Source organism: Pseudomonas sp. 91RF, assembly GCF_003576265.1.
GTDB classification, from domain to species: Bacteria; Pseudomonadota; Gammaproteobacteria; order Pseudomonadales; family Pseudomonadaceae; genus Aquipseudomonas; species Aquipseudomonas kribbensis.
In genome coordinates this window covers 1-22,861 of record NZ_QWFC01000045.1, presented here as the reverse complement: position 1 = coordinate 22,861, position 22,861 = coordinate 1, and the positions used below count along the sequence as shown (strand labels likewise).

At 62.2% G+C, this 22,861-nt stretch carries 21 protein-coding genes; 5 read left to right on the top strand and 16 right to left on the bottom strand.

Annotated elements, in window-relative coordinates; translation table 11 throughout:
• Window positions 1-10: 10 nt before the first annotated feature.
• From DXT77_RS23100 to DXT77_RS23075, 6 genes are all read right to left on the bottom strand, one after another.
• Window positions 11-1,498, bottom strand: a complete 1,488-nt coding sequence (locus DXT77_RS23100) for an amidohydrolase family protein (protein ID WP_119429321.1) — start codon at window positions 1,496-1,498, stop codon at window positions 11-13.
• Complete coding sequence (locus DXT77_RS23095; protein WP_119429320.1) at window positions 1,495-2,691, bottom strand: amidohydrolase family protein; 1,197 nt, start codon at window positions 2,689-2,691, stop codon at window positions 1,495-1,497. Before DXT77_RS23095 ends, DXT77_RS23100 begins: the two co-directional genes overlap by 4 nt.
• Before the next feature lie 130 nt (window positions 2,692-2,821).
• A complete protein-coding gene (locus tag DXT77_RS23090; RefSeq protein ID WP_119429319.1) occupies window positions 2,822-3,874 on the bottom strand; it encodes an extracellular solute-binding protein in 1,053 nt (350 codons plus the stop codon).
• A 15-nt stretch (window positions 3,875-3,889) separates the two neighbouring features.
• On the bottom strand, window positions 3,890-4,678 hold the full coding sequence (locus DXT77_RS23085) for an ABC transporter permease (RefSeq protein ID WP_119429318.1): 789 nt from the start codon (window positions 4,676-4,678) through the stop codon (window positions 3,890-3,892).
• Window positions 4,675-5,592, bottom strand: coding sequence for an ABC transporter permease (locus tag DXT77_RS23080; RefSeq protein ID WP_119429317.1), 918 nt, complete (start codon window positions 5,590-5,592; stop codon window positions 4,675-4,677). The genes DXT77_RS23085 and DXT77_RS23080 overlap by 4 nt, the downstream gene beginning before the upstream one ends.
• 1 nt (window position 5,593) lies before the next feature.
• Window positions 5,594-6,679 (bottom strand): ABC transporter ATP-binding protein, encoded by a 1,086-nt coding sequence (locus DXT77_RS23075; RefSeq protein WP_119429316.1) that lies wholly within the window; start codon window positions 6,677-6,679, stop codon window positions 5,594-5,596.
• A 139-nt stretch (window positions 6,680-6,818) separates the two neighbouring features.
• Between DXT77_RS23075 and DXT77_RS23070 the strand changes: the two genes are divergently transcribed.
• The 3 genes from DXT77_RS23070 to DXT77_RS23060 all read left to right on the top strand — a co-directional run bounded on the left by DXT77_RS23070 (window position 6,819) and on the right by DXT77_RS23060 (window position 12,417).
• Window positions 6,819-7,508: a GntR family transcriptional regulator gene (locus DXT77_RS23070; protein ID WP_085710119.1), complete on the top strand. Its 690-nt coding sequence runs from the start codon at window positions 6,819-6,821 to the stop codon at window positions 7,506-7,508.
• Window positions 7,509-7,639: 131 nt separating this feature from the next.
• Window positions 7,640-9,751 (top strand): PAS domain-containing hybrid sensor histidine kinase/response regulator, encoded by a 2,112-nt coding sequence (locus DXT77_RS23065; protein ID WP_119429315.1) that lies wholly within the window; start codon window positions 7,640-7,642, stop codon window positions 9,749-9,751.
• A gap of 29 nt (window positions 9,752-9,780) precedes the next feature.
• Window positions 9,781-12,417: an excinuclease ABC subunit UvrA gene (locus tag DXT77_RS23060; protein ID WP_119429314.1), complete on the top strand. Its 2,637-nt coding sequence runs from the start codon at window positions 9,781-9,783 to the stop codon at window positions 12,415-12,417.
• A gap of 89 nt (window positions 12,418-12,506) precedes the next feature.
• Here the strand turns inward: DXT77_RS23060 and DXT77_RS23055 are convergent, their stop codons facing one another.
• The 7 genes from DXT77_RS23055 to DXT77_RS23025 form a co-directional block, all read right to left on the bottom strand.
• Entirely contained in the window at window positions 12,507-14,450 is a 1,944-nt protein-coding gene (locus DXT77_RS23055) for a response regulator (RefSeq protein ID WP_119429313.1), read from the bottom strand.
• On the bottom strand, window positions 14,440-15,315 hold the full coding sequence (locus DXT77_RS23050; RefSeq protein WP_119429312.1) for a sensor histidine kinase KdpD: 876 nt from the start codon (window positions 15,313-15,315) through the stop codon (window positions 14,440-14,442). The genes DXT77_RS23055 and DXT77_RS23050 overlap by 11 nt, the downstream gene beginning before the upstream one ends.
• On the bottom strand, window positions 15,308-16,318 hold the full coding sequence (locus DXT77_RS23045) for an ATP-binding protein (RefSeq protein WP_119429356.1): 1,011 nt from the start codon (window positions 16,316-16,318) through the stop codon (window positions 15,308-15,310). Before DXT77_RS23045 ends, DXT77_RS23050 begins: the two co-directional genes overlap by 8 nt.
• On the bottom strand, window positions 16,315-16,719 hold the full coding sequence (locus tag DXT77_RS23040) for an anti-sigma regulatory factor (RefSeq protein ID WP_119429311.1): 405 nt from the start codon (window positions 16,717-16,719) through the stop codon (window positions 16,315-16,317). Before DXT77_RS23040 ends, DXT77_RS23045 begins: the two co-directional genes overlap by 4 nt.
• Window positions 16,716-17,078, bottom strand: coding sequence for an STAS domain-containing protein (locus DXT77_RS23035; protein WP_007959463.1), 363 nt, complete (start codon window positions 17,076-17,078; stop codon window positions 16,716-16,718). Before DXT77_RS23035 ends, DXT77_RS23040 begins: the two co-directional genes overlap by 4 nt.
• A 2-nt stretch (window positions 17,079-17,080) precedes the next feature.
• Window positions 17,081-17,932: an STAS domain-containing protein gene (locus tag DXT77_RS23030; protein ID WP_119429310.1), complete on the bottom strand. Its 852-nt coding sequence runs from the start codon at window positions 17,930-17,932 to the stop codon at window positions 17,081-17,083.
• Between the two features lie 241 nt (window positions 17,933-18,173).
• Window positions 18,174-18,695 carry a DUF4142 domain-containing protein gene (locus tag DXT77_RS23025; RefSeq protein WP_119429309.1) on the bottom strand — a complete coding sequence of 174 codons (522 nt, stop codon included), beginning with the start codon at window positions 18,693-18,695 and terminating at the stop codon, window positions 18,174-18,176.
• Between the two features lie 204 nt (window positions 18,696-18,899).
• On the opposite strand from DXT77_RS23025, the gene DXT77_RS23020 reads away from it, so the two are divergent.
• Both DXT77_RS23020 and DXT77_RS29950 read left to right on the top strand, forming a co-directional pair.
• Entirely contained in the window at window positions 18,900-19,142 is a 243-nt protein-coding gene (locus DXT77_RS23020) for a YdcH family protein (protein WP_085710111.1), read from the top strand.
• A 109-nt stretch (window positions 19,143-19,251) separates the two neighbouring features.
• The gene (locus DXT77_RS29950) at window positions 19,252-19,422 is read left to right on the top strand and encodes a hypothetical protein (RefSeq protein ID WP_178083487.1); all 171 of its coding nucleotides are present in this window, start codon (window positions 19,252-19,254) and stop codon (window positions 19,420-19,422) included.
• A 137-nt stretch (window positions 19,423-19,559) separates the two neighbouring features.
• On the opposite strand, the gene DXT77_RS23015 is transcribed toward DXT77_RS29950, so the two are convergent.
• The 3 genes from DXT77_RS23015 to DXT77_RS23005 form a co-directional block, all read right to left on the bottom strand.
• Window positions 19,560-20,576: an SMP-30/gluconolactonase/LRE family protein gene (locus tag DXT77_RS23015; RefSeq protein ID WP_372238684.1), complete on the bottom strand. Its 1,017-nt coding sequence runs from the start codon at window positions 20,574-20,576 to the stop codon at window positions 19,560-19,562.
• A 56-nt stretch (window positions 20,577-20,632) separates the two neighbouring features.
• Window positions 20,633-21,778, bottom strand: coding sequence for an SRPBCC family protein (locus DXT77_RS23010; RefSeq protein WP_119429307.1), 1,146 nt, complete (start codon window positions 21,776-21,778; stop codon window positions 20,633-20,635).
• Window positions 21,779-21,887: 109 nt separating this feature from the next.
• Entirely contained in the window at window positions 21,888-22,751 is an 864-nt protein-coding gene (locus DXT77_RS23005; RefSeq protein WP_119429306.1) for a LysR family transcriptional regulator, read from the bottom strand.
• Between the last annotated feature and the right edge of the window lie 110 nt (window positions 22,752-22,861).

Sequence of the window (22,861 nt, the reverse complement as noted above, 5' to 3'; positions counted from 1 at the left end):
GCAGTGTTCTCTAAAGAAGTGGATCGATGGCGCTCAACGGCGCTTCGGCGCTGTAGTCGTCGGCGAACGGAATGGCCGGCTGGAACAGGGTTTTCCAGTCCGATCGGCCAAAGGCCCGGTCGCTGTGGCTGCGCATCAGCTTTTCGTATTGGCGTTGCGCCTGGCGTTGCAGAGTGGGGTAATCGACGCCGTTGACCTGACCGTCGTGCATCACGCAGCGACCGTCGATGTAGCTGGCAATGCAGTCGTCGCCGCGTCCGGCCAGCAGCAGGTTTTTCAGTGGATCGAACAGCGGGCCCAGATGCAGACCGCGCAGGCTGAATACGGTGATGTCGGCCTTGGCCCCCGGTGCCAGGCGACCGAGGTCGTCACGGCCCACCGCCTTGGCGCCGCCGAGTGTCGCGGCGTTATACAGGTCGAGGCTGCTGGTCAGCGCCGGCCCGCCCTCCATCAATCGGGCGATGTTTAAACCGTGGCGCATGTTGGCCAGCAAGTCCGCCGGCCAGGTGTCGGTGCCGAGGGCGAAGTTGATGCCCTTGGCGCGATAGCGGCCAAACGAATTCAGAGCCTCGCCATCGCGGGCGAACACCAGCGGGCAGTGCACCAGACTCGCGCCACCGTCGATGACCCGTTGCAGATCGTCATCCCCTGAGGTGTAGATGCCGTGGGGCAACAGGCTGCGCGGGCTGAGCAGGTCGAGTTGCTGCAACCAGCCCAGAGGCGAAGTGCCGCGCAATTGCTCGACCATCGCCACTTCGCCGGGTGCCTGGCAGCAATGCAGACGCATCGGTGCATTCAGTTCGCGGCTCAGGGCGGACGTGCGCTGAAGCAACGCCGGGGTGCAGGTCTGGATGCGATCCGGTAGCAGCGCACCACGAATCAACCCGGCGTGCGCGCCATCGAAATCCTTGAAAAACCGTTCGGCCGCGTCGAGCCCGGCCAGACCCCGGGCCTCATCCCAGTGATGGGCGAGGCTGCCGTCGGCGCGCCAGTAACTCATGCCGCTCATGTAGCAGGGGCCGAGATAGGTGCGCAGCCCCAGGTTGCCCGCCACGTCGGCGACGGCGGCGAACTCGTCGTAGGTCTCCGCCCATTCGCGGTAGTACATCGAGGTGATAGGCATCGTCGTGGTGATGCCGTTGCGGATCAGCTGGGTGAAGGCGTAGCGGTATTTGAAGAGCTCTTCTTCCGGGCTGAACGACTCACGCGGGCCGGCCGCCAGATACTCTGCCGACCACATCCGGCCCATGGCGCGTTCATCGCCATTGTCCAGGGTCAGTACTGTGGAATCGAGATCACCGAGGGCATCCAGGTCAATGAAACCGGGGCCGATCAACGCATTGCCGTAATCGATCCACTGATCCACCGGCCCTTGGTAACCGCGCCCGACAAACTCGATGCGTGAGCCGGCAAACACCACCTCGCCGTCACGCCACAGCACATGTTGCGTGCCGTCGAAACCGACCACGCATCCGGCCTTCAGGCCGATCCGTTTCACAGACGGCTGCCCAGCAAACGACCGCCGCTGGCGATCAGTTCGCCACCGCGATAGACCTGACGCGCCGGTCGCGCGACCACAGCTTCACCGAGGGTTTCGACCGGCATCAGCAGAAAATCCGCAGGCTTGCCGATGGCGAAACCGTAATCCCCGATCCCCAATGCACGGGCACCATTGGTCGTCGCCGCTTCGAACGCCGCCGCCAGTTCATCGTCCTTGCCCAGGTCGAAACGGAACGCCAGCAACATCGCCCGTTCCAGCATGTCGCCGTTGCCCATCGGCGACCACGCATCGCGGATGCCGTCGGAGCCGAGGCACACGTTGACGCCAGTCTCGCGCAGCGACAGAAATGGCGGCACCGCGCAGTCCGCCGGCGCCGAACTCATCAGCGAAATCCCCAGCGCCGCGAGGCGTTCGGCGACGGGTCTGACCTGGCTCCACGGCAGCATGCCGAGGCAATAGGCGTGGCTGATCATCACCCGGTTTTGCAGGTTGAAGCGCTCGGTGTAATCGGCGATCCGGGCAATCTGCCACAGGCCCAGTTCACCTTTGTCGTGCAGGTGGATGTCGACGCCACGCTGGAATTCGCCGGCCAGTTTGAATACGAAATCCAGTTGCGCAATCGGGTCGTTGTCGATGCCGCAAGGGTCGAGTCCGCCGACGTTCTCCACGCCCAGGGCCATGGCTTCGCGCATTAGCTCGGCGGTGCCGGGGCGGCTGATCAGGCCGGTTTGCGGGAAGACCACCAGTTGCAGGTCGATCAGATCGTTGTAGCGTTCGCGCAGTTGTTGCATGGCTTCGACGTGCCGCAGGCCGAATTCCGGGTCGATGTCGACATGGCAACGCAGGGTCAGCGAACCCCGGGCGATGCAGTTTTCCAGCAGCGCGCCGGCGCGTTCGGCAATCGGCGCCTTCACTTCGCGCAACACGCGGCGCTCGTTGCTGATGTAGTCCTTGAGCGTCGGGCCGGCGCTGTTCGGGCGCCAGGGTTGGCCGTACAAGGTCTTGTCGAGGTGGACGTGGCTTTCCACCAACGGGGCGGTGAGCAACTGGTTCTGGCCGTCGATGTCGGTGGCGGCCAACGGTGCGTTGGAGGCCGGGCGGCGTTGGGTGAACTTGCCGTTTTCGATCAGCAGGTCTTCGGCGGGGGCGCCGTAGGGGCGAATGTTTCTGAGCCAGCGGGGGTGGGACATTTCGTACCTCTGTTTCTATGTTGTCTGGGCGGGCCTATTCGCGAGCAGGCTCGCTCCCACATTGAAATGCGCTCACCTTGTGGGAGCGAGCCTGCTCGCGATGGACGCGACGCGGTCTCAAGTCAGGCGATCAGCCTTTGAGCTTCGACCAGATCCGATCCTGCAGCTCCCGCGCCTTGTTGCTGCATTCCTTCTCCGGCCGCAGGCGCGAGGCGTATTCCTCGGGCATGTTGATCGCGTCCATGACTTTCCATTTCGCATCCAGCAACTGATCGCTCTGAATGCCGTTGGCGTAAGCAATCGCGTTGGACACGGCCGCCGCGTTTTCCGGTTTCATCATCCAGTCGATGAAGATCTTCGCGTTGCCCGGATGCGGGGCGCTTTTCGGTACGGCGAAGTTGTCCTGGAACATCGCCACGCCTTCTTTCGGGTAAACGTACTTGATGGTGTTCTTCTGCAAGGTGGCGCGGGCCGTCGAGCCGTTCCAGTTCTGCATCATGATCACTTCGCCCGAGGCCATGCGGTCGACGGTGTTGTCGGAGCTGTACATCTTCAAAAACGGTTTCTGCTTTTGCAGCAGCTCGAGGATGCGCTTGGCGTCCTGCGGGTTTTCCGTGCATTCGTCGACATTCAGGTAATGGCTGGCGGCATTGATCACGCTGCTGGAGGTGTCGAGGGCGGCGAGCTGGCCTTGCAGTTCCTTGCGCGGTTCGAAGAACTCTTTCCACGAATCGTCGAGCTTGCCGCCCGGCACCCGGGCACTGTCATAGGAGAACCCGGTGGTGCCCCACAGGTACGGCGCCGAATATTTGCGGCCCGGATCGAAGCTCGGATCGCGGAACGGGCCTTTGACGTACTGGAAGTTGCTCAGGGTCGGGGTGTCGATTTCCAGCAGCAGGTCCTGTTTGATCAGCGTCTGCATGATCGACTGCGACGGCACGATCACGTCATACGCCGCGCCGCCGGCCTGCAACTTGGCGAGCAGGGTTTCGTTGCTGTCGTAGCCGTCCATGGTGACCTTGATCCCGGTCTCCTTTTCGAACTTGGCGAGCAGATCGACCGGGTAGTAATCGGTCCAGTTGTAGAAAAACAACTCCTTGGGCTCGGCGGCGTGGGCGCCGAACGCGGTGAAACAACTCAGGGCCAGACCGGATACTGCCAGACGCATGTTTTTGACTTTCATGAGCGCGCTCCAGGTTTATTGTTGTTTGCCGCGTTGGCCGAGCCAGAAGGCCAGCACCACGAGAACGATGGAAATCACCAGCATCAGCGTCGAGATCGCGTTGATCTCCGGTGTCACACCGGCCTTGATCGCCGAGAAGATGTACACCGGCAACGTGGTCGAGCCGGGGCCGGCGACGAAGAAGGTCATGATGAAATCGTCGAGGCTGACCACGAACGCCAGCACCGAGCCGGACAGCACTGCAGGCCACAACAACGGCAAGGTGACGCGGCGAAATACTTGCCACGGGTTGGCGTACAGGTCGTTGGCGGCTTCCAGCAGGCTCTTGTCCAGATCGTTGAGCCGTGCGCGGATCGGCAGGTAGGCGAACGGAATGCAGAAGCCGATGTGTGCAACGATCACCGTTATCAGCCCGAGCTTGATCCCCAGCGCCATGAACAGCAGCAGGGTGGCCACGGCGGTGACGATCTCCGGCAGGATCAGCGGCAGGTTGATCCCGCCCTCGACCATTTTCTGTCCGTAGAACGGCCGGTACGTCGCCAGTGCCGCCAGCAGCGCAATCGCCGTGGCGCACACGGTGGCGATGGTCGCGACGATGATCGAATTCAGCGCCGCCGTCTGGATCGACGGGTTGGCCAGGATTCGCCCGTACCAGGCGAGCGAGAACTCGGTCCACACCGTCGCCGAGCGGTTGGCGTTGAAGCTGTAGACGATCAACACCAGGATCGGCACGTACAGATAGGCGAGGATCAGCAGGCTGACTTCCCGGGTGGCCGGGAGTTTTTTCAGGTGCAGAGAGATCATGCTTTCGCTCCCCGGTTCAGGGTTTTCGCCGCACTGCGGCTGTAGAGGGCGTAGAGCACCAGGGACAACAGCAGAATCCCCAGCAGCAGGAACGACAGCGAGCTGCCCAGCGGCCAGTTGCGCGCGGTGCCGAATTGCTGCTGGATCAGGTTGCCGATCATCAGGGTCTTGCCGCCGCCAAGGATCGCCGGGGTGATGAAGGCGCCGAGGCTCGGCACGAACACCAGCAACGCACCGGCAATCACCCCGGGCATCGACAGCGGCAGGATGATCCGCCGCAGCGCGTGCCAGCGGTTGGCGCCCAGGTCATAGGCGGCTTCCACCAGACGCCAGTCGAGTTTTTCCAGGGTCGAGTAGATCGGCAGAATCATGAACGGCAGGAAGCTGTAGACCAGACCGACGCTGACCGCGAAGTCGTTGTACAGCAGGGTGATGCCGCCGGCGCTCGGGAACAGCGCGTTGAGGCTCTGGGCAACCCAGCCCTGTTCGCGCAGGATGATCAGCCACGCGTAGTTGCGGATCAGCAGGTTGGTCCAGAACGGAATGGTGATGAGCAACACCATCAGATTGCGTCGACGCGGGGTCAGGCTCGACATCCACAACGCCACCGGAAAGCCGAACAGCAAGCACAACAGCGTGGTGCCGCCGGCCTGGAACACTGAGCGCAACAGCGCCTGGGCGTAGACCCAGTTCAGCTCCAGTTCGCCGTCGAAACCTTCCTGGAAAAACAGCTGCACGTAACTCTGCAGTTGCCATTGGGCCTGCCAGTCGACGCCGCCGTAGGTGTTGCGCGGCAGCAGGCTGATGTAACCCATGATCCCCAGCGGAATGGCGATCAGGGCGAGCAGGGTCAACACCACCGGGCTGAGCAACAGCGCGCGGTTGAGGGAGGGGGAAGTGCTGCTGACGCTCATCTCAGGCCTCCATCAACAGGCAGGCCTGGGGCGGCAGGTGCACCGCCACGGGCTCGCCGACCGAGCGACAAGCGCTCAGGCCTTCGTTGTTTTCCCGCAGCATGACTTTGATGTCGTTGTTCAAACGGCACTGGTACAGGGTCGCGGTGCCGACATACAGCACGGCCTCGATCACCCCGCGCAGATGATGGGGTTGATCTGCTGCGACCAGTTGCGAGCGCTCGGGACGAAACGCCAGTTGCACGCTGCTGCCATTGACGCCCTGAGGCGGGCAGGGGATTTCCACCGGCATGCCGTTGGGCACGAACAGGTTCTGGTTGTGCTCACCACGCTTGAGCTGGCCGGGGAGGAAATTGATGTCGCCGATGAACTGGGCGACGAACCGGTGCTGCGGACGTTCATAGATGTCGGTGGGTGTGCCGATCTGCAGGATCTTGCCGGCGGACATCACCGCAATCCGGTCGGACAGGGTCAGGGCTTCTTCCTGATCGTGGGTGACGAAAATGAAGGTGATTCCGGCTTCCTGCTGCACGCGCTTGAGTTCGACCTGCATTTCCTTGCGCAGCTTCAGGTCCAGCGCCGACAGCGGTTCATCCAGCAACAACACTTTCGGTTTTGGCGCCAGGGCCCGGGCCAGAGCCACGCGCTGTTGCTGGCCACCGGACAATTCCGCCGGTTTGCGCCCGGCCAGGTGCTCCATTTGCACCAGCGCGAGCATCTCGTCGACCCGTCCGGGGATCGTCTTGCGATCAAGACCCTGCATCTCGAGGCCGAAGGCGATATTCTGCGCGACACTCATGTGCGGAAACAGCGCGTAACTCTGGAACACTGTATTGACCCGGCGCTTGAACGGCGGCAGGTGATTGACCGTTTCGCCCGCCAGACGGATCTCGCCGTCGCTAACGTGTTCGAATCCGGCGATGGTGCGCAGCAAGGTGGTTTTGCCGCAGCCCGAGGGGCCGAGCAGGGTGAAGAACTCATTATCGGCGATGTTCACCGAGACATTGTCGAGGGCTGGCGCGAGGCCGGGATCGTCGGAGTACCGTTTGGAGACATTACGCACTTCAATTGCTATTGGTTGACCCATAATGGTGCAATCCTCTAATTATTGTATGCAATATATGAATGCAATTTAGAAATACCCGGATTAATCTGCTTGTGCAACCCCCATTTCCCTGGCTGAGTCTTTCGCCGGGTCGCGTTGCCAGCATCGAAGGAGCTTTCAAATGACCGAAAAGAAAACGGAAACCACGGTCGACCGCGTCTACCAAGGGGTTTACGAGGCGATCAGCAAGCGCTCGCTGCGTCCGGGAATGAAACTGGGTGAGGCGTCGCTGGCGGAATTGTTCAATGTCAGCCGCACGTCGGTTCGCGCGGCGCTCAAGCAGCTGGAGGCCGACGGACTGGTCACCACCGAGCCCAATAAAGGTGCGTCGGTGTCGCTGCCCAGCGATGAAGAGATCCGTTCGCTGTTCGAAACCCGGCGTCTGATCGAGATCGGCATCGTCACCGAGCTGTGCCGGCGCAAGGACTCCGCCGCGATGCAGGACCTGCGCGAGCATTTGCTGCTGGAAGATGAAGCCCATGCGGCCGGCGATCACGAGCGGCTGATTCACCTGCTCGGCGAGTTCCACCTCAAACTGGCCCGCAGCCTGAACAACCCGGTGCTGCTCGACTGGTTCCAGAAGCTGATTTCCCGCGCCTCGCTGTACGCCGCCGCGCTGGATGACGACAGCCACGAAGCCTGTCGCGACGATGAACACTTGCGATTGATCGAGTACATCGAGGCCGGTAACCAAAGCGCCGCCATCGAACTGACGTGCATGCATCTGGACGGCATCCAGAAGGCGATTCTCGACGTCGCTGCCAAGCTGAAAACCGGTTATCACCCGCTCAAGCACTTGATCGAGGTGTGAATTCCGGTCACCAGTGAAATCAGCTATACCTCTAATGAAACCATTGCCCCCCGCAAGGCTCGAAACAGACGGGCGTGACGTCACTGGGCGTAGCGACATATCGGACAAACCATAAGGCGTTGGATCAAACGATGCAGTTCTTATCCGATAGTCACGGGTGTGACGGCTGGCAGGGCGAAATGGCCGGGCGTATCCGTGCGTTCGACTGGAGCGGTACGGATCTGGGCCCCCTCGAAACCTGGCCGGCCAGCCTGTGCAGCACGGTGCAGTTGATGCTCGCCTCGCCGTTGCCGATGGTCATGCTCTGGGGCCATGCCGGTTACATGATCTACAACGACGCTTACTCGCGGTTCGCCGGCGGCCGGCACCCGTATCTGCTGGGTGTGCCGGTGGAACTGGGCTGGCCGGAAGTCGCCGACTTCAACCGGCATGTGGTCGACACGTGCCTGGCTGGCGGTACGCTGTCCTATCGCAACAAAGAACTGGTCCTGCTACGCGCCGGCGTTCCCGAAGATGTCTGGATGGACCTTTATTACAGTCCGGTCGCTGACGATGCGGGAGTAACTTCCGGCGTGATGGCGATGGTGGTGGAAACCACCGAACTGGTGTTGTCAGAACGCCTGCGCCAGGCTGCCGAAGACGCCTATCGCGCCGACAACGAGCGAGTGCGCCTGGCATTGAATGCCGGGGCATTGCTCGGTTCGTTTGTCTGGGACGTGAGAAACAACGTGCTGTCGGCGGACGAGCGCTTCGCCCGGACCTTTTCCTTCCCGCCGGATCAGGACTTGACCAACCTGCCGCAGCACATTGCTGAAGCGCACATTCACCCCGATGACCGCGTCTGGGTGCAGGAGTGCGTCGAAAACTCGGTACGCACCGGCGAGCCCTACAACGCCGAATACCGAGTGATCCGCGCTGACGGCAGCCATTTATGGGTGCTGGCAAGCGGCTGTTGTGAGTTCGATGCACAGGGCCAGCCGTTCCGTTTCCCCGGGGTACTGATCGACATCCATGAACGCAAGACCGCTGAAGAATCCCTGCTTAAATTCACCCGAAACCTTGAGCAGCGCGTGGCTGATGAAGTGGAAGCACGCCTCAACGCCGAAGAGCAATTGCGCCAGTCGCAGAAACTCGAAGCCATCGGCGGTCTCACCGGCGGCGTTGCTCACGACTTCAACAATCTGCTGCAAGTGATCGCCGGCAACCTGCACCTGCTGGCGCGGCACGAGCCGAACAATGCCAATGTGCAACGCCGGGTCAGCGCTTCGCTGGCGGCGGTGGAGCGCGGCGCCAAGCTGTCCTCGCAACTGCTGGCGTTCGCCCGGCGTCAGCCGCTGTCGCCGGCGGTGTGCGATCCACGGCAGATCTTCGAAGGCGTCGGCGAATTGCTGCAACGGGCACTGGGGGAAACCATTCAGATCGACGTGCAGCTGCCCGAAGAGCCATGGCACATCAACGTCGATCGCAATCAACTTGAAAACGCCATTCTCAATCTGGCGATCAATGCCCGGGATGCCATGAAGGGCGAGGGCACCATCATCCTCGGCGCCACCAATACTTCACTGGATCGGGCGTTCTGCGCCGGCAAGGGCATCGTGCCGGGGGATTTCGTGCGGGTCTCGGTCAGCGACAGCGGCGTGGGCATTGCCCCGCACATGCTGGAACAGGTGTTCGAGCCGTTCTTCACCACCAAGGCCGACGGGCAGGGCACGGGCCTGGGCTTGAGCATGGTGTTCGGTTTCGTCAAACAGAGCGGCGGGCATGTCGAGATCGACAGCCAGATCGGCGAGGGTACGCGGGTGCAGTTGTATTTCCCGCGCAGTTTGCGGCCGCTGATCGATGAGACGCCTGACGTGCGCCGTCAGCAGGCCGGTGGCAACGAAACCATTCTGGTGGTCGAAGACAACGAAGCCGTGCGCACCTCGGCGGTCGAACTGTTGCGCGAAGAAGGCTACCGCGTGCTGATCGCCGGCAATGGCGACGCGGCCATGCAGATGCTGCTGGAGGGTGCCCGGGTCGACCTGATCTTCACCGACGTGGTCATGCCCGGGCTGATCAAAAGCTCCGATCTGGCGGCTTGGGCCAAGGTGCAAATGCCACCGGTGGCTGTGCTGTTCACCTCCGGCCACACCCGCGACATCATCTCGCGCAATCACCAGCTCAGCCCCGACACCCATTTGCTCGGCAAGCCTTACGGCCCCGAAGCGTTGTTGCAGATGATCCGCTCCGTGCTCAGAGCCTGAGTTCCGAATCCCCTGACCAAGGCTGGCCAATGACTTCCAAGCGCAGCTCAAATTCCGCCGCCGGCATGGTTCGCGTGCGCGGCGCCCGTGAACACAACCTGAAGAACGTTGATGTCGACATCCCCCGGGATGCGCTGGTGGTGTTCACCGGCGTGTCGGGTTCCGGCAAGTCGTCGCTGGCGTTCTCCACCTTGTATGCCGAAGCGCAGCGGCGCTACTTCGAATCGGTAGCACCTTACGCGCGACGGCTGATCGATCAGGTCGGCGTCCCGGACGTTGACTCCATCGACGGTCTGCCACCGGCAGTGGCGCTGCAACAGCAACGCGGCACACCGAGTACGCGCTCGTCGGTGGGCAGCGTGACTACGCTGTCGAGTCTGATCCGCATGCTGTATTCCCGCGCCGGGAGTTACCCGCCAGGCCAGCCGATGCTGTACGCCGAGGATTTTTCACCGAACACACCGCAAGGTGCCTGCCCGGAATGCCACGGATTGGGTCGGGTCTATGAAGTGACCGAAGCCTTGATGGTGCCCGATCCGGAGCTGACCATCCGCGAGCGCGCCGTGGCATCCTGGCCGCTGGCCTGGCAGGGGCAGAACCTGCGCGACATCCTGGTGACCATGGGCATCGATGTCGATATTCCTTGGCGCAAGCTGCCGAAAAAGCAGCGCGACTGGATTTTGTTCACCGAGGAAACGCCGACGGTGCCGGTGTACGCCGGGTTGACGCCGGAAGAAACCCGCGTCGCCCTCGAACGCAAGATGGAGCCGAGCTATCAGGGCACGTTCACCGGGGCCCGGCGCTACATCCTGCACACCTTCACCCATTCGCAAAGTGCGCTGATGAAGAAGCGCGTATCGCAATTCATGCTCGGGAGCCTCTGCCCGTTGTGCGATGGCAAGCGCCTCAAACGCGAGGCTCTGTCGGTGACGTTTGCCGGGCATGACATCGGCGAGCTGTCGCGGATGCCGCTGCTGCAAGTCGCCGAAGTCTTGAAACCGGTGGCGGACGCGAGCTGGCTGGAACACGCCGATGAAACCGGCGAAACCCTGACCCACAGCCAGACCCGCGAAGCCCGACAGCAGCGCGTGGCCCATGGCGCCAGCGGCCACGCCAACGCGCCGGACGTGCGCCACACGCCCAACCTGTCGCTTGAAAAACGTTTGGCGGCTCAGCGCATTGCCGAGGACTTGCTGGAGCGGGTCAGCACCCTGACCGATCTCGGCCTCGGTTATCTGGCGCTGGAACGCAGTACGCCGACTCTCTCGTCCGGGGAGTTGCAGCGTCTGCGCCTGGCCACGCAACTGGGCTCGCAACTGTTTGGTGTGATTTACGTGCTTGATGAACCCTCCGCCGGTTTGCACCCGGCTGACGGCGAGGCGTTGTTTGAAGCTTTGCAGCGGCTCAAGGCTGACGGCAACAGTGTGTTTGTGGTCGAGCACGATCTGGAAACCATGCGCCGCGCCGACTGGTTGATCGATGTCGGCCCGGCGGCAGGTGAAAAGGGCGGGCAGATTCTCTACAGCGGCCCGCCTGCCGGGCTTTCAGCCATCGAGCAATCCCAGACCCGCGCCTATCTGTTCGCCGAGCAACAGCGGTCACCGCGAACTGCGCGCAAATCTTCGGGCTGGTTGAGGCTGGAAGGCGTCACGCGCAACAACCTGAACAACCTCAGCGTCGAGTTTCCGCTGGGATGCTTTACCTCGGTGACCGGGGTCTCGGGTTCGGGCAAGTCGAGTCTGGTCAGTCAGGCGCTGCTGGAGCTGGTCGGGGCGCAGCTCGGTCGCAGCAGTGACGCCGAGCCGGAAGAGCTCAATCTGGAAGACGATACCCCGACTGCCAGCACCGGCCAGGTCAGCGCAGGGCTGGAGTCGATCAAGCGTCTGGTGCAGGTCGATCAGAAGCCTATCGGCCGCACGCCGCGTTCCAATCTGGCGACCTACACCGGGCTGTTCGATAACGTACGCAAGCTGTTCGCCGCCACTGTTGAGGCAAGAGCGGCGGGCTACGACGCCGGGCAGTTTTCCTTTAACGTCGTTAAGGGTCGTTGCCCCACCTGCGAGGGTGAGGGGTTTGTCAGCGTAGAGTTGTTGTTCATGCCCAGCGTTTATGCGCCGTGCCCGACCTGCCATGGCGCACGTTACAACCCCGAGACGCTTGCGATTCAGTGGCAGGGGTTGAGCATTGCTCAGGTGCTGCAATTGACCGTGGACGAGGCGGTGACGGTGTTTGCCGAGCAACCGGCGATCCGCCGTTCACTGGAGGTGCTGCGCGACATCGGCCTCGGTTACTTGCGTCTCGGGCAACCGGCGACCGAGTTGTCCGGCGGCGAAGCCCAGCGGATCAAACTGGCGACCGAATTGCAGCGCAAACAGCGTGGTGCGACGTTGTATGTGCTGGACGAGCCCACTACCGGGCTGCACCCGCGAGACGTCGACCGCTTGCTCGAACAACTGGACACGCTGGTGACGGCGGGGCACACGGTGATTGTGGTCGAGCACGAAATGCGCGTGGTGGCGCAGAGCGACTGGGTGATCGATATCGGCCCGGGGGCAGGGGATCAGGGTGGCAAAATTGTCGTGGCCGGCACGCCGCAGAAAGTGGCATCGAGCAAGAAGAGCCGGACTGCGCCGTTCCTTGCCCGTGCCCTCAGCCGCCAGGCGTAGCGCCTAGAATATTGTCATCGCCAGCAGGCTGGCTCCCACAGGTTTCTGGTGCTTCATGTGGGAGCCAGCCTGCTGGCGATAGCGGTATATCAGGCACCGTCGAGCGTACGGCGCACCTTGTCCAGCAGTTCGCTGATCTGGAATGGCTTGACCAGCATCTCCATGCCCGCGCCGAGAAACACCTGACGGTTGATCGCGGTTTCCGCGTAACCGGTCATGAACAGGATCGGCAACCCGTCGCGCCAGCCCCGGGCCACGTCCGCCAGTTCGCGACCGCTCATGCGCGGCAGGCCGACGTCGGTCAGCAGCAGGTTGATTGACGGATCGTTCTGCAGGCGTTCCAGCGCGGTTTCGACATCGCCGGCCTGGGTGCAGCGATAACCGGCATCCTCCAGCACTTCGGTGACGAACAGCCGTACCGACGGCATGTCCTCGACGATCAGCACATGCTCGCCGGAACCTTGCGGATCCACCGCTGGTGGCACCAGATCGACGGCCGTCGGGTCGCTGGTGGCCGGCAGCATGATGGTCACTTCGGTGCCGCGCCGGGCGACGCTGCGGATGTGCGCATCGCCGCCGGACTGACGGGCGAAACCGTAAATCGTCGACAACCCCAGACCGGTGCCCTGGCCCAATGGCTTGGTGGTGAAAAACGGGTCGAACACCTTGTCGATCAGGCTGTGCTCGATGCCGGTGCCGTCGTCGCGCACCGACAGCGCAACGTAAGAGCCATCGGTCAGGTTCGGGTCGCCATGGGAGTACGCCGCATAGGTGCTGACCCAGATATTGCCGCCCTGAGGCAACGCATCCCGGGCATTGATGACCAGGTTGAGCACGGCGCTTTCCAGTTGAATCGGATCGACCAGGGCGATGGCCGGTTTGCTGGTCAGCTCTAGCTTGAGGGCGATGCGTTCGCCAATGGTGCGCACCAGCAATTCTTCGAGCGAACGCACGTGATCGTTGATGTCCACCGGCCGGGTGTCCAGCGGCTGTTGTCGGGCGAAGGCGAGCAGGCGATGGGTGAGTGACGCGGCGCTCATCGCCGAATTCAGCGCGGCGTCGGCGTAGAACTGCACTTTGTCGAGACGGGCATCGGCGACGCGTTTCTGGATCAGTTCCAGACTGGTGATGATCCCGGTCAGCAGGTTGTTGAAGTCATGGGCGATGCCGCCGGTGAGCTTGCCCAGCGCGTCCATTTTCTGCACTTGCAGCAGTTGCGCTTCGGCGCGTACCCGGTCGGCGACTTCCTTGGCCAGTTGCGTGGTGGTGTCGTCCAGCCGCGCCAGGTGCGAGCGCTCGCGGTGACGGTGTTCGGTGACGTCTTCGACGAACACCAGGCTCAGTTCCGGCGTACGGTACGGGGAAATCTGCCACTGGGTTTCGCGGATTTCGCCCTGCACGCGCATGTTCAGCGTGCCTTTCCAGCGTTCGCCGTCCACCAGTCGCAGACGCAATTCCTTGAGGATTGCGCCCTGATCTTCGGCAAAGCACTCGTCGAGGATCTGCGCTTCGCGGTTGTCCTGGATCAGTTGGGCAAAGGCGTGGTTGCACTCGTGGACTTTCAGGGTTGCATCGATGACCGCAATCGGCGCCGAAACATTGACGAAGATCTCCCGGAAGCTCGCCTCGCTTTCGCGCAGGGCATTTTCCGTATCGCGCACCCGCAGCAGGGTGCGCAGGGTTGCCAGCAGCACGTCCGGGTCCACCGGGTGAATCAGGTAGGCGTCGGCCCCGGCGTCGAGGCCGGTGATGATGTCGCCGGTCTGGATCGATGCTGCCGATACATGAATCACCGGGAGCAGGGCGGTACCGGGGTCGGCGCGCAGTTCGCGGACAATATCGAAGCCGCTCATGTCCGGCAGGTTGACGTCGAGAATCAGCGCATCCAGTGCCTCGCCGGCGATCAGCGCCAGGCCTTCGCCGCCGGTGCCGGCCTCCAGCACTTCGTAGCCGTGGCGCTCCAGGCGCCGGCGCAGGGCGTAGCGGGTGGCGACGTTGTCGTCGACGATCAACAGGCGGATGTCATGTTTCATCGACGTTCTCCAGAGCGATCGCCAACGGGATGATCACGAAAAAGGTCGAGCCGACCCCAGGTGCGCTTTCCACCCCGACTTCGCCGCCCAGCAGCGCCGCAAAGCGCTTGCACAGGGACAACCCGAGCCCGGTGCCGCGCAGGCGTTTTTGCAGCGGTGAATCGACCTGGGAGAAGTCTTCGAACAGGGTGCCGTGCAACTCCGCAGCGATGCCGATGCCGGTGTCGCTGACGGCGAAACGCACCTTGTCCTGGCCTTCAAACCGTGCCGAGACCCGGACTTCGCCGCGAGTGGTGAACTTCAGCGAGTTGGAAATGAAATTGCGCAGGATCTGCGCGAGCTTCTTGTCGTCGGTGTACAGGCGCGGCAGGCCCACCGGTTCTTCGAAAATCAGGTCCACCGCCGTGGCGTCGACAATCGGCCGGAACATCCCGCGCAATGCCGCGAACAGGTCGAACATGTCGAACCACGCCGGGGAGATGGTGATGCGCCCGGCCTCGATCTTCGCCAGATCGAGCAGGTCATCGACCATGTCGCTGAGTTCGCGGGCGGCGCTGCTGACGAACGCAACCTGCTTGTGCTGTTCGGGACTGAGCGGGCCGTCGAGCTCATCGGCCAGCAGGCTGTTGATGCTCAGGATCGAACCCAGCGGGGTGCGGAATTCGTGACTCATGTACGACAGAAAGCGGCTTTTCAGGTCCGAGGCCTGGCGCAGTTGTTCGGCCTGGGTGTCGAGCTCGGCGTACAGGGCGAGGACGCCCTGATTGGTCTCGTCGAGTTCTTCGCGCAGCGCGGCGGTTTCGCTCTGCAACTGGGCGATCAATGCGCTCTGTTCTGCGCTGCTCAAGGTCGTGGACTCAGCCATGGGTGGCCTCCAGGGCAACGACCAGCACCGTTACATCGTCGCGGCCGCGACAGAAGTCGCGGTGCAGGACGGTGGCTATCACGGCGGGATGGCGATGCACCAGGCCGGGGTAGTCTTGAAGGTTCCAACGGGACTGCAAGCCGTCGCTGTACATGATCAATAGATGTCCATTCACGTGAGCATAGTCAAAGGGCCGGGCTTTCCGGTATTGGGCGCCGACGATCCCCGGGTGCGAGGCCAGTCCACGGGATTTGTCGGCGGTGACGAGGCTGGCGCCGATGTTGCCGATACCGGCGAAGCTCAGGCTGTCGCGTTCACCATGGAACTGGGCAAATGCCACCGCGCCACCGCGGCTGCCGATCATTTCCCGGTGCAGGTCTTCCATCAGCTGCACCGGGGCGGCGAACGGGGTCAGGGCGAAGGCTTTTTCACCGGCCCGTCCAGCCCGTTCCGCCTCTTCGCCGTGGCCTAGACCATCGACGATCAGTGCGCTGAAGTCCTGCCCGTTGAACGCCAGATGCCAGACATCACCGCACGCGGGATCGTTGTGCAGTGAATGCTGGCTGACTCCGAAACGCATGTCGGGCTGGCTGTCGTCGCGCGAGTAGAGGCGTGCCAGCAATACGGCGCCCCGAGCGTCGGAGTAGACGTCGAAGACTTCAGCCTGTCGGGATATTGCGCCGAGGCCGATACCATGGGTGCCTCCCGTGGAAAAGCCGTCGGTCAGACAGTCCTGCAGATCGAAGCCATTGGCCCTGTCGACCGCCAGCATCTCGATGCCACCCCCGCCGGCTCGGGGCAGGGCACGCAGGTGCAGTTCGCCGCGTCCGGCGTGCTTGAGCACATTGCTGGCGAGTTCCGTGGCCACCAACGCTACACGTCCGGCGTCGTGCTCGTCGAAGCCGTGCTGCTCGGCAAGTTTCTGCGCGATGCGCCGGGCGTGACCGATCTGACTGTTCTCTTCGATCAACAACACCTGGGTCAGTGACCCGCTGATATTCATGTCCATCGTGTGATCGTTATGCGAGTGCCTTTGCCGGGTGCTGTGTCCAGTTCGAATTCGTCCACCAGCCGCTTGGCGCCGGTCAGGCCCAGACCCAGACCGCTGCCGGACGTCCAGCCATCGGTCATCGCCAGTTTGATGTCGGGAATGCCCGGGCCTTCATCGCGGAAGGTCAGGCGCAGGCCGACCTTGTGGTTGTCATCGAGGATCTGCCAGTCCATGTCGCCGCCCCCGCCATACACCATGGTGTTGCGCGCCAGCTCGCTGACGGCGGTCACCAGTTTGGTCAGGTCGATCAGGCGCATGCCGCACTCGGTGGCCAGTTTGCGCGCCTGTTGCCGGGCGAGCACCACGTCCTGCTCGATGTTGATCGGTTGCGTACCGCTGCTGCGCACCGTCATTGCTGGCGTACTCGTTCCTGAAGCAGTTTCATGCCGCGCTCGACATTCAGCGCGGTGCTGACGCCGGGCAGGTTGAGGCCGAGCTCGACCAGAGTGATCGCCACCGCCGGCTGCATGCCCACCAGCATGGTTTCGGCGTCCATGATTTTCGACAGACCGGAGATGGTGCCGATCATCCGGCCGATGAACGAATCGACCATGTCCAGCGCCGAGATGTCGATCAGCACCCCGCGGGCGGAGGTCTTGCTGATGCGCTCGGACAGATCGTCCTGCAGGGTGAGGGCGAGCTGGTCATGCATGTCGACCTGGATGGTCACCAGCAGGAAGTCGCCCATCTGGAGAATCGGGATACGTTCCATACTCAAACCGTCTTGTTCAGGGTGATGCCCAGGCGGGTCAGGGCCAGCTTCAAGGCGTCGGCCAGGTTGGCCTTGGTCACCACGCCTTGCAGGTCGAGGCCCAGGTGCACGATGGTCTGGGCAATCTGCGGACGCACGCCGCTGATGATGCAGTCGGCGCCCATCAGACGGATCGCGGTGACGGTCTTGAGCAGGTGTTGGGCGACGAGGGTGTCGACGGTCGGCACGCCGGTAATGTCGATGATGGCGATTTCCGAACCGGTGTCGACAATGCGTTGCAGCAGCGACTCCATGACGACCTGGGTGCGTTGCGAGTCGAGGGTGCCGATCATTGGCAGCGCCAGTACGCCGTCCCACAACTTGACCACCGGGGTGGACAGCTCCAGCAGTTCCTCTTGCTGACGCTTGATCACTGCTTCACGGGATTTCTGGAAGGTGCGGATGGTGTGCAGGCCGAAAGCGTCGAGCAGTTCGGAGATTTCCCAGAGCTGTTCGGCCAGCAGCGCCGGTTGTTCCCGGTAGTGACTTTGGAGCAAAGAGAAAATCGGGCCCTTGAGGGCAAAGATGAACGTGGCGGTCTGTTGCGAGTCCTGGCCGAGCAGGGCGCGACTGTGGGACAGCCGTTCGAGGAAGTGACGAGTGGTTTCCCAGCCGGTAGCGGAAATGTCGGTGCCGCTGTTTTTGGCCATGCCATCGACCACCAACTGCAGGAACTCTGAGGCCTGTTGCCGCACTTCCTGTTCTTTAAGTTGGCGAGTGGCACCGCTGTCTTCCATGTTTTGTATCCATTCACCCAGCAGCTGTGCCTGTTTGTTCTTCATCGCATCTAGTGTGCTGTTCTGCAGTGCTGCCATGTGTCTGTTGCTCCGTCGCGAAGTGGGGGCCGGTGTGCGGGAAAACGACCGGCGCGAAATCAATGACATTTGCCGTATGAAATAGTTGTTCGTTCCCGCACGGATATTTTTGCTGTGCAGCAAGGAACGTTCCGGTAACTCTAGTCGGCATGGGGGGCGGCGGAGGTCTTTTGACGGATTTCGGGGGGCAGAAATGAAAGGGCCGCACCCTCTGAATGCGGCCCTTTGGCGCGGTTGGCGTTTATTTGCTCGGGTGTTTGGCCTGCAGCTCCTTGGCGGCTGCCAAGTGTTTTTCCAGACCGGGCAGCATTTTCTGGGCGAAGCCCTTGAGTTCGGTGGCGCCTTTGACCTTGTCGTCGGTCACGGTGTTGGCTTCTTTCTTGAACAGCTCGATGGCTTCTTCGTGGGCTTTCACCTGGTTGTTGGCGTAGGCCGCGTCGAAGGACTCATCGCGCATGTCGAGGATCTTCTCCTTGGCCTGTTTCACCAGGGTGGTGGAGTCCGGAACCTTGATGTCGTGGGCCTGGGCAATGGCCGCCAGTTCATCGTTGGCCTTGCCGTGGTCGGTGATCATCATGTTGGCGAAATCCTTGATGTCCGCCGACTGGCTTTTTTCCAGGGCCAGGCGGCTGGTTTCGATTTCGGCGATGCCGCCGGCCGCCGCGTTATCGACAAAACTGTTGGAGGTGGCGGCGAAGGCGCTGCCCATGCCGGTACTCAAGGCGATCGCCAGGGCGAGATGACGCAGGTTGAATCCGTCCATTGGTGTTTCTCCACGCAGATGTTTTGGGGTGTTACTCAATGGAGGGAAGCCTGCGGCACAAGGTTTTATCGTATTTGCCTCAGGGCGACGAACGGCCACCGCTGGTCTGACAGGTGGTCGACAGAAGGGTACAACCGAGGCCATTCTGGTAATGGCTGACGCAATCGGTCGCGTCGGCTGCCGATCAATTGACGGAGGTGTTCCATGCCGGTGACCCATGACCTGTATCAGGACTTGAAGCTTACGAAGGAAGAGATCCAGCAACGACGCACCGAGGATCCACATCTGGACGCACTGATCAACAAGTATTCCCAGGCGGACGCCGAGGTCGTCAAGGCCGAGACGGCTGCCTCGGATGCGCCCAGCGATGACGCACTGAAGAAACTCAAAGAGAAACGCTTGCAGGTCAAAGACAAGATCGTCGAGCAATTGCAGGCTCGAACCTGACCGTCAGTCGCGCCATCGACCTTCGGGGGTGGCACGACTGGAACGACAGCCACGACCGGCACCTCGAATGTACAGAGTCTTCACTTAGCGAATCTTTGCGAGGTGCCTTATGAACAAACCCAAATTCCCCAGTGAAGAGCAGGGTGCATTCGACCCGGTTCCCACCCATCCCGAGCCCAACAGTCCGGCGCATACGGTCCGCCATCCGGAAGAAAAACGGAAGGACGACGAGGTGCCGGAGGATGAAGATCCGGACAAATTCGACCGATCCAGCAACTGACTACCCGCCATCGCCAGCAGGCTGGCTCCCACATTTGGAATTCAATCCCACTGTGGGAGCCAATTTGCAATGTAGTCCACTGTGGGAGCCAGCCTGCTGGCGATAGGGCCATTCGATTCAGTACAGAACCCCGGGCTTCACTTCAAGGCCGCCTCCAGCGGCATCCGCGCCATATGGGTCGCCTTCAGCGAGCCGAAATACAACCAGTCGCCATACTCGCGCGCGGTGGTGATCGGCGAGTAATTGCCGTCGCTCGCATCCTGCAAGTTCGCGATGACCTTGCCGTCCAGATCCAGCCCCAGTACAAACCCGCGTTTCTCCACCGGTTTGGGTACGACGGTCATCGCCCGCACGATCATCTTGCGCACGAACGGGTGTCCGGCGGTGCCATCGAGCAGCGGATTGCGCGGCGTGTACAGCGCCACCCAGAAACGATCCCGGCCATTGAAAGCAAGGTTGTCCGGCAGCCCCGGCAGGTTGTCGATGAACAAGTCATGGGTGCCGGCCTTCGGCCCGGTCAGCCAGTAGCGGCTGATGCGATAAGCGCCGGTTTCATTGACCAGCACATAGGCGTCATCCGGGCCGAGGGTGACGCCGTTGGCGAACTCCAGCTTGTCGAGCAGGACGCTCGTCTTGCCGGTCTGGAAGTCGTAACGCAGCAGGCGACCGTCACCGCCATGCTCAATGATCGCCTCGCCGTCATGACCGTAGCCCCAGCGACTGCTGGCATCGCTGAAGTAGGCGTAATGCCCGGGCTTGTCGATGGCCACGTCATCAGTGAAACCGAACTTCAGGCCATTGGCTTCAGTGGTCAGCGCGGTCAGCCGTCCTTGAGCATCAAGGGACAGCAAGCCCTTGACCCCGTCGGCAATCACCAGCAAACCGTTGGGGTGCCGCGCCAGGCCCAGTGGACGCCCGCCGGTATCGGCGAGTACCTGTCGCTTTTGGCCGTCGAGGCTGGTGCGCAGCAGGCGCCCGTCATGCAGGCCGGTGATCAGAAAGCCGTCTTCCAGCAGCAGCGCTTCGGGGCCTTCGATATCGCCCGGGCCGACCTGCTTCGCGCTTTTGAGGCGTTGATTGTCCGCGTAGACCCCTTCAGTCAATGAGGGGGCTGCTTGCGGCTTCCACGCCACGGGCTGGACTTTGGTCGGCATCAGCAACAGGAAGGCTAGAATCAAAATCACCAGCAGTAGTATCAGATGGCGCAGCTTCACACGTGGGCTCCCGCGAGTGCCAGATGCTCGGTCGCCCTGTCGCGCAGGGCCAGCATCGAAGCGGCCGATTCACGTTCGATGCGGCGTTTGAGCAACAGCTGATTGGCGATGCGCATACCCAGGCTCTCGAACCGGTAATCCAGCGTGCGCACGAAACGCGTGCCGTCGTTATGGGCCGAGCATTCATAGGTCAGCAGCAGGGACAGACCGTGATCGCCCTGGGCCCGGGCACACCAGCGCCGGCCCGGCAGGTACTCGGTGACTTCCCAGCTCAAATGCCCCTCGCGGCCACCGGCATGAATGTCTTCCTCGAAACGGGCGCCGGCATGCAGCGGGCCGGCGGGGCCGTCGATTCTCAGCGAGGACGGATGCCACTCGGGCCAGCGGCTGACGGTGGCGGCGTAGGCGAGTACGGCAATCGGCTCGCCGGCAATGTCGATCGGATGCTGCATGCGGGTCATGGGCGTTCTCGAATCGGTGAGGGGGACGGGCTCCGGCTCCCAATAGAGGGTGCCGAACAGGTAATCCATCAATGGCAGGACGATGTTGAAATTGCGCTCCTGCATGCGTTCACGCCGATGATGCAATTCGTGCAGACGGCGCATCTGGCGAATCCACGGCAGACGGCTCAGCGGATGCTTTTCCGGCAAGTGCTCGCAGGCGTGAAACACCTCATAGGTCAAATATCCCAGCACCATGCAGCCGCCGAACAGCCCGGCGATATTGGCGTTGACCTGTGCGAACAGCCACCACAGGGGCAGGGTTATCACCAGCGTGTGCACCACGATCAGCCACGCCGGAAACAGGATCACCCGCCAGTCGCGGGCGCTGTCCCAGGTCATGTGGCCGGGGGTGAAGAAGCTGTGATGGTCGCCGGCATGGCGGGCGTAGAACATTTTGGCAAAGGCTTTTTTGTGATGCCCGAGATGGCGGTGCACCACGTACACGCCAAAGTTGAAGAACAGCAAGGTCAGCGGCACCGCCAGCCATTCCAGCGGACGCACCTGCTGCACGCTGCTCCAGAACGCGCCGATGGCCAATACGCCGAACAGCAGCACGAAGACACCGTGCAGCCACGGGTTGTACAGCGGATGAATCGCCGCACGATAGCGGCTGCGAAATGCCTCGGTGGTCTGCCTCACTGCGGTCACCTGCGGATATTGTCGTTATCCCGGCAGATTAGCCGATCCCGCCGTTTGTGCAGGGTCTACCTTGAGGTCACAACTGCCATGCTCCGGTGCATAGCGGTCGTCAGCTCAACGGGTTCCAGCGCTGGGACCAGTCGTCATCGGCCTTGATCACTTCGCGCAGCAGATCGAACGCCTGTTGCAGGGTCGCCGAATCACGGTCGCGGGAATAGACGAGATAGGTCGGATAGCCGAATTCCGGGGCTTTGGTCACGACTTCCAGGGCGCCGCTTTCCAGGTAGGTGCGAACGACACGGGTGCGAAAGTAGCCGCTGCCGCCGTTCTCCAGAATGTATTGCAGGGCCAGCGGGCCGAGGTTGAAGCTCAGGGCGGCCTTGGCTTTTTCCGGCAGTGCAGCATCGTGCTGGCGGCGGAAGTCGGTGCCCCAGTCGATGTACACGTAGGGAGCGGGGCGGTTGGGTGTCCGGACCAGAATCAGCTTCTCTTCCAGCACTTGCTCGACCTGCAGGCCCGGCCAGTATTCCGGCTGATAGACCAGCGCGGCGTCGAGCACACCGAGTTCCAGTTGACGCAACAGGTTCTCGCCGTCGCGGATGTCCATGCGCAGGGCATGGCTGGGGATCTTCGCACGCAGTTCGGTGGCCCAGCTGAGCATCAACGGGTTGCACAGGCTGACTTCGCCACCGATGTGCAGCACGTTGTCGTAGCCTTCTGGCAGCGGCAAGTCACGGCGGGCGGCTTCCCAGGTCTGCACCAGTTGATTGGCGTAGACCACGAACGCCTCGCCATTGGCAGTCAGCCGCGCACCGGCGCGGTTGCGCACGAACAGCGTGCTGCCCAACTGGCTTTCGAGTTTTTGTACGCGGGCGGTGATCGCAGTCTGGGTGACAAACAGCTTTTCCGCCGCCGCAGCGAGGCTGCCGTGGCGGACGATTTCCAGAAAGGTGCGGGCGAGGTCGATGTCCATGGGCGGGCCGGAGGTTGAGGTGCCGGCATTGTAGGTGCAGGTTCGCGATCGCGTCATCGTGCAATCGCAAACCTGCCTTGGGATTCAACCGGCCAACTCAGCCTCTGTCT